Here is a 9,010-nt window from a genome sequence, read left to right as displayed (position 1 = left end):
GCCTCCCGCCGCACCGGCGGCGGCCGCCGCCTCCGCAGCCGCCGCCAGGCCCAGTCCCGGGTGCTGCGCTGGACCGGGTCGGCCGAGGCCCGGGCCCGGATCAGGGCCAGTGCGCGCCGCCGCTCCTCGTACTCCTCGCGCTCGGCCTCCCGCACCGGCCGGCGCAGCCGCCCGGGCCGCCCGTCCCGCCGGGTGCGCCGCGGCAGGCAGGACCACCAGGCGCTCGCCGCGAGCAGCCCCACGAAGGCCACCACGACGAGCAGGAGCAGCAGCGCCAGCGGGGGCAGGGCCGCGGCAATGGCCCGGACGGCGGCCGGGAAGGCGACCCGCGACCGCTCGGGCTCGGCGGTCAGCCAGTCCTGGGTCCACAGCACGAGCGCGGTGGAGTACATCCAGCCGCTGAAGCAGGCGACCACGCCCATCGCCGGTCCGGCCATGCCGCGCAGCGCCGGGCGGTCGGCGGGGGAGTGCGCGGTGGCGGCGCAGACGGCGGCGAGCGCGAGCAGCAGCAGGGCCTGCCCGGCCAGCAGCCCCGTGGTCAGCAGGCCGATGCCGGGGAGCATGCCCTGGCTGGTGCGGGCGCCGCCGGAGGCCGCGTAGTACGCCGCCGAACCCGCGAGCACCGCCAGGCAGCCCAGCCCGATGCCCCACTGGCCGGCGGTGCCGGGCCACCACCGGGTGCCCAGGACGACCACGGCCGCGCCGGCCCCGATCGCCGTGAACAGCAGCACGGCGGCGGTATCACCCGTGCCCGCCCGGTGGGCGGGCACGGTGAGCAGCAGCGCGAGCGTCAGCATGCCCGCGCACAGGTGCCGGCAGGCCAGGCCGCGGGCGCGCCAGTTGTACTCCCAGAACAGCGGCGCGGACAGCGGGTGGCGGGGCTGCTCGGCGTCCCGCACGGCCTTCCAGGGGTCGTCGGTGCCGACCGGCCGGGTGCGCCGGACCGAGCGGTACTCGGACCTGCCGTCGCGGGCGCTGTACGACATGGCGGCGAGCGCCACCAGCGGGACGGTGGCGGCCAGCAGCATGCCGGGGACCGTGCCGTGCTCGCGCACGAAGTGGACCAGCGGGTTCTCCTCCTTGCACACCCCGCCGGCCGGGCCGCCCGTACCGCACTGCCACACCAGCTGGTCCATGGCGCCCTGGGCGAACGCGACCACCGCCAGCACGGTCAGCGACAGCCCGAGCAGCTGGGAGAGCCACCGGTAGGCCCCGGTGGCCCGCCGCTGCCCCAACCGGAAGGGCTGCATCCAGGCGACCAGGTTGACCAGCAGGAACGGCAGCAGGAACAGCCACAGCGCCCGGGTGGCCCCGCCGATCGTCAGCCGGGCCCAGTCGTACACCTCGCGCACGACCCCGGGGCCGGCCTCCCGGCAGCCCGCGGTCCGGTACACCCCGGCCCGGTCGTCCCCGCTGACACGGCGTATCCCCGCGGGCTGGAGCGCCTCCATCCGGTCCACGGGACCTATCCCGGGGACGATCACCTCGACGACCTCATGCTCCACGGCTGCCCCCCGCGTGGTGTCGTGACGGGAGATCAGGTTGGCAGCAGACGGCGGCGATTGTCAGCAGGTTCGCGCAGCGCGGATCAGAACGCGGATCAGAACGGGGATCAGAACGCGGCGTCGGCGAGGGCCACTTGCCGCTCGAAGAGCGCCTTCTGGTCGCCGGTGACCGGCACCGTGGCGTACACCAGGCTGCGGCGCTGGTCGCGGGTGGCGAAGGCGCCGCTCGTGAAGCCGCCGTAGCTGCCGGTCTTGCCCCAGATCTCGGTACCGTCCGCCAGCTTGTAGTACTGCACCCCGGCCCGGCTGAAGCCCCGCTCCGCGTGCCGCGGCATCTCGAACAGCAGCTTCTGCCGGTCGGGCGGCAGGAGCCGGCCCCGCAGCAGGCTGGTCAGGAACCGCTCCAGGTCGGCGGCGTTGGAGACCATCCCGCCCTCGGCCCACGCCCACGGGTCGGCGGGCGGCAGGTCGGCGAGCGCACCGGCGGGCATCGAGGTGTCGCCCGCCTGCGGTAGGTACGTGTGGCGCAGGCCCAGCGGCCGGATGATCCGCCGGTTCAGCTCCTCGGTGTACGTACGGCCGGTGACCTTCTCGATGACCATGCCGAGCAGGTGGTAGTTGGCCCCCATGTAGACCTGGGTGATCTGCTCCCCGGTGACGGGCTCCCCGGCTTCCGGGCACTCGGTGAGGGTCTTGACGAACTCGGCCGGGGTGTACGACCGGCCCTGCTCGTAGCAGGCGGGGCGGGGCAGGCCGCTGGTGTGGCTGAGCAGCTGCTCGATCGTGATCGGTGCCCAGTGCGCGGGCAGGGTGCCGGGGAGGACCTCCTGGACCGGGGTGTCCATGGCCAGCCGGCCCTCGGCCATCAGCTGGAGCGCGATCGTGGTGGTGAACAGCTTGGTGATGCTGCCGATCCGGAAGGAGGCGTCGGGGTCGGCGGAGACGTTCCCCGCGGCCCCGGTCCACCGCCCGTCCCGGCCCCCGACCCGGGCCATGGCGCCGGAGAACACCCCGTCGGGCAGCGTGCCGAGGGCCTTCTGGAGCGCCTCACGGTCGATCGGCCGATGCGCGGCGGCCGCGGCCGCGGCGGACTCCGGCCGCTCGGCGGCCTGGGCGGGCAGCACGGCCCCGGCAGTGAGAAGGGCCGCTCCGGCGGCCACGAGCGGGACCCAACGGCCGGGCTTCGTCAGCGAGTTCGTCATGCCGACGAGTCTGCCGCCCCCAAGATCGCCGAACCATCGGGGCCGACCCCGACCCGCCCCTGAGGAGCCCCTTGGGGGCTACTCGGCTTCGGGCTTGCGCTGCGCCGCCGCGAGGATCGCCTCGACGTCGAGGGTGACCTTGGCGCCGATGGTCTCCGGCAGGGTGATGAGCTCGCCGGGGGCGTGGACGCGGTGTTTGTCGTACCCATCGGCGATCGGGTCGGTCAGGACGTGCAGGCGGTTGTGCCGGCGATCGACGATCACGTAGACGGGGACCTTGGCATTGGCGTACGCGGCGACCTTGGTGCGCAGGTCAGCCTTGTAGTTTGAGGAGGTGACCTCCAGGACCAGACGGAAGACGGCTGGGTCGTAGCAGTTGTTCTCGGTCTCGTGGTCCCTGTAATCGGCGTCGACCACGGACAGATCCGGGATGGCGTAGTCCGAGGGCCCATCGGGGAGCCAGAGCCCCATGCCCTGGATCAGCTTCGTCTCTTCGCCGTGCAGCCCCGACATGACGAAGGGCAGCATGAGGTCGGTGAGGATTTCCCCGTGGGGACCGTCGGCTGGTGGGGACACGAGGATCTGTCCTCCGATGATCTCGACTCGGTAGCCGGGGAGCCGCTCCATGAGCGCGTTGGCCTCATCGAGGAGTGACCTCTCGGCCTCAGGTTCGCTGTAGGGCTGCTCAGCGGGTGCTGCGGACATCACGTGCCTCCCGTGGGCTGCTGTCGAGAACATCATCGTAGGACGGACCACCCCCGGGCGGCTGGAAGAGCGCCCGTTCATCAGAAGAGGCGAAAGCCCCGCCCCCGGTGCACAAAACCGGGGGCGGGGCTTTCGTCAGGCCAGGTCGCTGACCGCCAGGTCAGAAGCGGCGCGTGATCAGCGCGCGCTTGACTTCCTGGATGGCCTTCGTGACCTCGATGCCACGCGGGCACGCGTCCGTGCAGTTGAAGGTCGTGCGGCAGCGCCACACGCCGTCCTTGTCGTTCAGGATCTCCAGGCGCTGCTCGCCCGCCTCGTCACGCGAGTCGAAGATGAAGCGGTGCGCGTTGACGATCGCCGCCGGGCCGAAGTACTGGCCGTCGTTCCAGAACACCGGGCACGAGGACGTGCACGCGGCGCACAGGATGCACTTGGTGGTGTCGTCGAAGCGCTCGCGGTCCTCGGCGGACTGCAGGCGCTCGCGCGTCGGCTCGTTGCCCGTGGTGACCAGGAAGGGCATGACGTCGCGGTACGCCTGGAAGAAGGGCTCCATGTCGACCACGAGGTCCTTCATCACCGTCAGGCCCTTGATGGCCTCGACGGTGATCGGCTTCTCCGGGTTGATGTCCTTGATCAGCGTCTTGCAGGCGAGCCTGTTCTTGCCGTTGATCCGCATCGCGTCGGAGCCGCAGATGCCGTGCGCGCACGAGCGGCGGAAGGTCAGCGTGCCGTCAAGGTTCCACTTGATCTTGTGGAGACCGTCGAGCACGCGCTCCTTCGGGTCGATCTCGATCTGGAAGTCCTGCCACTCCGCCTGGTCGGAGACCTCGGGGTTGAAGCGGCGGATCCGGAAGGTGACCGTGATGTACGGAGAGGCGGCGGACTCCGCCTCGACCTTGTCCAGGGTGGGGGTGGCCATCAGTACTTACGCTCCATCGGCTGGTAGCGGGTCTGGACGACGGGCTTGTAGTCGAGACGGACGGAGTCCGTGCCGTCGGCCGCGACCTCGCGGTACGCCATGGTGTGGCGCATGAAGTTGACGTCGTCGCGGTTCGGGTAGTCCTCGCGGTAGTGACCGCCGCGGGACTCCTTGCGCGCCAGGGCCGAGACGGCCATGACCTCGGCCAGGTCGAGCAGGTTGCCCAGCTCGATGGCCTCCAGCAGGTCCGTGTTGAACCGCTTGCCCTTGTCCTGGATCGAGACGTTCTTGTAGCGCTCGCGCAGCTCCGCGATCTTCTCGACCGCCGTCTTGATGGTCTGCTCCGTACGGAACACCATCACGTTGGCGTCCATCGTCTCCTGGAGCTCCAGGCGCAGGTCGGCGACCCGCTCCTTGCCCGTGGAGTTGCGCAGGCGCTCGACGAGGCCGACCACGAGCTCGGCCGGGTTCTCCGGCAGCTCGACGTAGTCGTTCTCGGCGGCGTACTTGGCCGCCGCGATGCCCGAGCGCTTGCCGAAGACGTTGATGTCCAGCAGCGAGTTGGTGCCCAGGCGGTTGGCGCCGTGCACCGACACGCACGCGACCTCGCCGGCCGCGTACAGGCCGGGGACGACGGTGGTGTTGTCCGAGAGCACCTCACCCTCGACGTTGGTCGGGATGCCGCCCATGGCGTAGTGCGCGGTGGGCTGGATCGGGATCGGGTCCGTGTACGGCTCGATGCCCAGGTAGGTGCGCGCGAACTCCGTGATGTCCGGGAGCTTCGCGTCCAGCTGCTCCGGCGGCAGGTGGGTGAGGTCCAGGTACACGTGGTCGCCCTCGGGACCGCAGCCGCGGCCCTCGCGGATCTCCGTGTAGATGGAGCGCGAGACGACGTCACGGGACGCGAGGTCCTTCATGACCGGCGCGTACTTCTCCATGAAGCGCTCGCCGTCCTTGTTGCGGAGGATGCCGCCCTCACCGCGGGCGCCCTCCGTCAGCAGGATGCCCATGCGCCAGATGCCCGTCGGGTGGAACTGGAAGAACTCCATGTCCTCCAGCGGCAGGCCGCGCCGGTAGCAGGCCGCCTGGCCGTCACCGGTGAGGGTGTGCGCGTTGGAGGTCACCTTGAAGAACTTGCCGGTGCCGCCCGAGGCGTAGATGACGGCCTTCGCCTGGAAGATGTGGATCTCGCCCGTGGCCAGCTCGTACGCGACGACGCCGGCGGACTTCTTGACGCCGTCCTCCTCGACGATGAGCTGGTCGAGGACGTAGAACTCGTTGAAGAACTCCACGCCCTCCTTGACGCAGTTCTGGTACAGCGTCTGGAGGATCATGTGGCCGGTGCGGTCCGCGGCGTAGCAGGACCGGCGGACCGGGGCCTCGCCGTGGTTGCGCGAGTGGCCGCCGAAGCGGCGCTGGTCGATGGTGCCGTTCGGGGTGCGGTTGAACGGCAGGCCCATCTTCTCCAGGTCGAGGACGGCGTCGATGGCCTCCTTCGCCAGGATCTCGGCGGCGTCCTGGTCGACCAGGTAGTCACCGCCCTTGACCGTGTCGAAGGTGTGCCACTCCCAGTTGTCCTCCTCCACGTTCGCCAGCGCGGCGGCCATGCCGCCCTGCGCGGCGCCCGTGTGGGAGCGGGTGGGGTACAGCTTCGTCAGGACCGCGGTGCGGCTGCGCTTCGTCGCCTCGATGGCGGCGCGCATGCCCGCGCCGCCGGCGCCGACGATGACGGTGTCGTACTTGTGGATCTTCATGAGATTTCTCGCCTCAGCCCCGTTGCCTAGCGGATGTTCGGGTCGAAGGTGAAGATCACCAGCGTGCCCAGAAGGATGGTGAACACCGTGGCGGTGTAGAGCAGGCCCTTCAGCCACAGCCGCGTGTTGGCGCGCTCCGCGTAGTCGTTGATGACCGTACGCAGGCCGTTGGCGCCGTGCAGCATCGCCAGCCACAGCATCAGCAGGTCCCAGGCCTGCCAGAACGGCGAGGCCCAGCGGCCGGCCACGAAGGCGAAGCCGATCTTGGAGACGCCGCCGTCCAGCACCAGCTGGATCAGCAGGTGGCCGATGACCAGCACGACCAGGACGATGCCGGACAGGCGCATGAAGAGCCAGGCGGCCATCTCGAAGTTGCCGCGGGTCGAGCGGGGCGTCTTGCCCGTGCGCTTGCGCGGGGCCTCGATGTACGGGGCCGGGTTGTCGGCGTCGTACAGGCTCACGCCCTCGACGGCGCCGATCGAAGAAGAGGTGTCAGCGGACATCTGTGTCACTCCCCGAACAGCTCAAGGTAGGCGTGGCCCAGTACGGGGTACAGGGCCATGGCCATCAGCACGACCCAGATGGACACGACGGTCCAGAGCATCTGCTTCTGGTAGCGCGGGCCCTTGGACCAGAAGTCCACGGCGATGACACGGAGACCGTTGAGCGCGTGGAAGAGGATGGCGGCCACGAGGCCGTACTCCAGCAGCGCGACGATCGGAGTCTTGTAGGTAGCCACGACATCGTCGTACGCCTCGGGAGAGACGCGGACGAGAGCGGTGTCGAGGACGTGTACGAACAGGAAGAAGAAGATGAGGACGCCGGTGACTCGGTGAGCCACCCAGGACCACATTCCTTCCCGGCCGCGGTACAACGTTCCAGCCGGCACGGAAAAACCCTCCGGAAGCGGGGCGGGGGCCTGCCGGCTTCGTTGTCGGTCGGGCCCGGCCGGGTACGGTCCACCGGCCCCGGACATCGTAGCGACGAGTTGTCGGTTCCCTCGCGCGGGGTCCATCGGTGTGATCAAACAGGCACGGACGGGCTATCCCGCAGGGGCGAATCGGACCAATTCCGGCGTATCGGCTGGTTCGTCGAGGGCCTGCGCGAGCCCGCCCGGCAGCGCCGGTCCACAGAGTGGGACGAGCTCCGAGAGCCGCTCCCCGGCCAGCCGCCGCAGTTCGTCCGCCGCGACCGCCCGCTCCTCCTCCGCCGAGTTCGCCAGCCGCGACTGGATCGCGCTCAGCACCGCGTCGGTACGGTCCTGCGGTGCGAGCCCGGCCAGGCAGACCACGAAGGCGTGCCCGAAGCGCCGCTCGTACTCCGCGAGCGCGGCGCGCAGCGCCAGGTGGGCCGCGTACGGGGCGCGCGGGTCCAGCTCCGCCGGGTCCTCCGCGGCGAGCGCCTCGGCCAGATCCGCGGGGGACAGGTCGTACGAGGCCTCCTCGGCGGCGGCCAGCAGCGCGCCCGGATCGGGGTACGGTCGGTGCGCGGCCAGCCGGTGCGCCCAGCGGCGGTTGCCGCAGCAGTGGAGCAGGAGGTCCTGTGCCGTCTCGGCGGAGAGCGCGTTGAACCGGGTCAGCCCGGGACCCCAGGCGCCGCGGACCTGTGCCGGGAGGTGGCTGGACAGCGGGGGACTCCTCGGGGCAGGACGCAGGGGCTGGCCACCACGCTAGCGAGGCGCGGGCGGGCGCGGCGCAGCCGTGGACGTGAATTCACCCGGAAGAGAAGCACGGGAGAGGTGAGGCCCCGGTGAAGACGGGGAAAAGGGGGAAGACGACCGAGGCCGCCACCCCCCACAGGAGAGGCCCCGGTCGCCGTCCGGCACGGGCTCGTGCGACAAGCCCGTACTCCTGTCAGCGCCGGGAGTGCGTTTTCTGTCACACCCCGCTCCGCACCGGGTTGGTTGCTAGTTGTACAACGCGTGGACGAGACGTGCATGAAACCCTTAACGTGCTGATTTGCGCCACACGTAAAAGACTGTGAACGGGTTGGGGACTTTGCTGGGGGACGACGCGGAGCTGACCGCCGCGGTGCTCGCGGCACAGGGCGGCGACGACCACGCCTTCCGTGCCGTGTACCGGGCCGTGCACCCGCGCCTGCTCGGGTACGCACGCACGCTCGTCGGCGACATGGACGCCGAGGACGTGACCTCCGAGGCATGGCTGCAGATCGCCCGCGACCTCGATTCCTTCACCGGGGACGCCGACCGCTTCCGCGGCTGGGCCGCGCGGATCACCCGCAACCGGGCGCTGGACCACGTCCGCATGCGCGGCCGCCGGCCCGCCGTCGGCGGCGACGAGACCGAGCTGACGGGCCGGGCCGCCGACTCCGACACCGCGGGCGAGGCGATGGAGGCCCTGGCCACCGGCAACACCATGGCGCTGATCGCCCGGCTCCCGCAGGACCAGGCCGAGGCCGTGGTGCTGCGCGTGGTGGTCGGGCTCGACGCCAAGTCCGCCGCGGAGACGCTCGGCAAGCGACCCGGGGCCGTCCGCACGGCCGCGCACCGCGGCCTGAAGAAGCTGGCGGAACTGCTCGGCGCGGAAAGCGGAGGGGAGTCCGGCCCGGAAGTCGGCCATAATGCCCTCGGCCGCGCCGGGGAGCTCGACGCCGTACCCGCACAACGCGGCCCGGGCGGAGAACTCGTGGAACAAACCGGTGTGACGCATTCACGTTGGCGGACGCAGAAGGACATGTGATGGCCGACGAGGGCAACAGCTGGCTGGGCGCAGCCGCAGCGGAGAACCTGCTGCGCGGTGACCCGGCCGGACCTGTCGCCGACCCCCGTGACCAGGCGGTTGCCGCCCGGCTGCGCGGCGCGCTGGACTCCCTCGCCCCGCAGGTCCCGCCCCAGGGCGGTCCCGAGCTGCCCGGCGAGGCCGCGGCCGTGGCCGCGTTCCGTGCCGCACGGGGCCTGGCCGGGGC

General features: G+C 71.0%; 8 protein-coding genes and 2 pseudogenes. 2 read left to right on the top strand and 8 right to left on the bottom strand.

Annotation, left to right across the window (positions count from 1 at the left end; translation table 11 throughout):
* The 8 genes and pseudogenes from GPJ59_RS29170 to GPJ59_RS29135 all read right to left on the bottom strand — a co-directional run.
* A pseudogene (locus GPJ59_RS29170) lies at nucleotides 1-1,505 on the bottom strand (hypothetical protein); the annotation flags it as partial.
* Nucleotides 1,506-1,612: 107 nt separating this feature from the next.
* Complete coding sequence (locus GPJ59_RS29165) at nucleotides 1,613-2,707, bottom strand: serine hydrolase domain-containing protein (RefSeq protein ID WP_219670717.1); 1,095 nt, start codon at nucleotides 2,705-2,707, stop codon at nucleotides 1,613-1,615.
* Between the two features lie 78 nt (nucleotides 2,708-2,785).
* The gene (locus tag GPJ59_RS29160; RefSeq protein WP_219670716.1) at nucleotides 2,786-3,412 is read right to left on the bottom strand and encodes a Uma2 family endonuclease; all 627 of its coding nucleotides are present in this window, start codon (nucleotides 3,410-3,412) and stop codon (nucleotides 2,786-2,788) included.
* 160 nt (nucleotides 3,413-3,572) lie between these two features.
* Nucleotides 3,573-4,331: a succinate dehydrogenase iron-sulfur subunit gene (locus GPJ59_RS29155; protein ID WP_219670715.1), complete on the bottom strand. Its 759-nt coding sequence runs from the start codon at nucleotides 4,329-4,331 to the stop codon at nucleotides 3,573-3,575.
* Nucleotides 4,331-6,085, bottom strand: a complete 1,755-nt coding sequence (sdhA, locus tag GPJ59_RS29150) for a succinate dehydrogenase flavoprotein subunit (RefSeq protein ID WP_219670714.1) — start codon at nucleotides 6,083-6,085, stop codon at nucleotides 4,331-4,333. The genes GPJ59_RS29155 and sdhA overlap by 1 nt, the downstream gene beginning before the upstream one ends.
* A 26-nt stretch (nucleotides 6,086-6,111) precedes the next feature.
* Nucleotides 6,112-6,588 (bottom strand): succinate dehydrogenase hydrophobic membrane anchor subunit, encoded by a 477-nt coding sequence (locus GPJ59_RS29145; RefSeq protein WP_219670710.1) that lies wholly within the window; start codon nucleotides 6,586-6,588, stop codon nucleotides 6,112-6,114.
* Nucleotides 6,589-6,593: 5 nt separating this feature from the next.
* Nucleotides 6,594-6,974 carry a succinate dehydrogenase, cytochrome b556 subunit gene (gene sdhC, locus GPJ59_RS29140; protein ID WP_219670709.1) on the bottom strand — a complete coding sequence of 127 codons (381 nt, stop codon included), beginning with the start codon at nucleotides 6,972-6,974 and terminating at the stop codon, nucleotides 6,594-6,596.
* A 153-nt stretch (nucleotides 6,975-7,127) separates the two neighbouring features.
* Nucleotides 7,128-7,664, bottom strand: a complete 537-nt coding sequence (locus GPJ59_RS29135) for a 2-oxo-4-hydroxy-4-carboxy-5-ureidoimidazoline decarboxylase (protein ID WP_374200943.1) — start codon at nucleotides 7,662-7,664, stop codon at nucleotides 7,128-7,130.
* A 418-nt stretch (nucleotides 7,665-8,082) separates the two neighbouring features.
* Between GPJ59_RS29135 and GPJ59_RS29130 the strand changes: the two genes are divergently transcribed.
* Nucleotides 8,083-8,784, top strand: a complete 702-nt coding sequence (locus GPJ59_RS29130; protein WP_219670718.1) for an RNA polymerase sigma factor — start codon at nucleotides 8,083-8,085, stop codon at nucleotides 8,782-8,784.
* Nucleotides 8,784-9,010, top strand: a pseudogene (locus GPJ59_RS29125) (hypothetical protein); the annotation flags it as partial. The gene GPJ59_RS29130 and the pseudogene GPJ59_RS29125, both read left to right, overlap by 1 nt.

The sequence above is a fragment of the Streptomyces bambusae genome, assembly GCF_019400985.1.
GTDB lineage: Bacteria > Actinomycetota > Actinomycetes > Streptomycetales > Streptomycetaceae > Streptomyces > Streptomyces bambusae_A.
Note: the sequence above shows the minus strand (reverse complement) of the source record. Positions and strands in the feature narration are given on the sequence as shown.

Coding starts and splice junctions, on each gene's coding strand:
- GPJ59_RS29160 (WP_219670716.1), bottom strand. CDS start 3,412: ATGTCCGCAGCACCCGCTGAGCAGCCCTACAGCGAACCTGAGGCCGAG.
- GPJ59_RS29145 (WP_219670710.1), bottom strand. CDS start 6,588: ATGTCCGCTGACACCTCTTCTTCGATCGGCGCCGTCGAGGGCGTGAGC.
- GPJ59_RS29165 (WP_219670717.1), bottom strand. CDS start 2,707: ATGACGAACTCGCTGACGAAGCCCGGCCGTTGGGTCCCGCTCGTGGCC.
- sdhA (WP_219670714.1), bottom strand. CDS start 6,085: ATGAAGATCCACAAGTACGACACCGTCATCGTCGGCGCCGGCGGCGCG.
- GPJ59_RS29155 (WP_219670715.1), bottom strand. CDS start 4,331: ATGGCCACCCCCACCCTGGACAAGGTCGAGGCGGAGTCCGCCGCCTCT.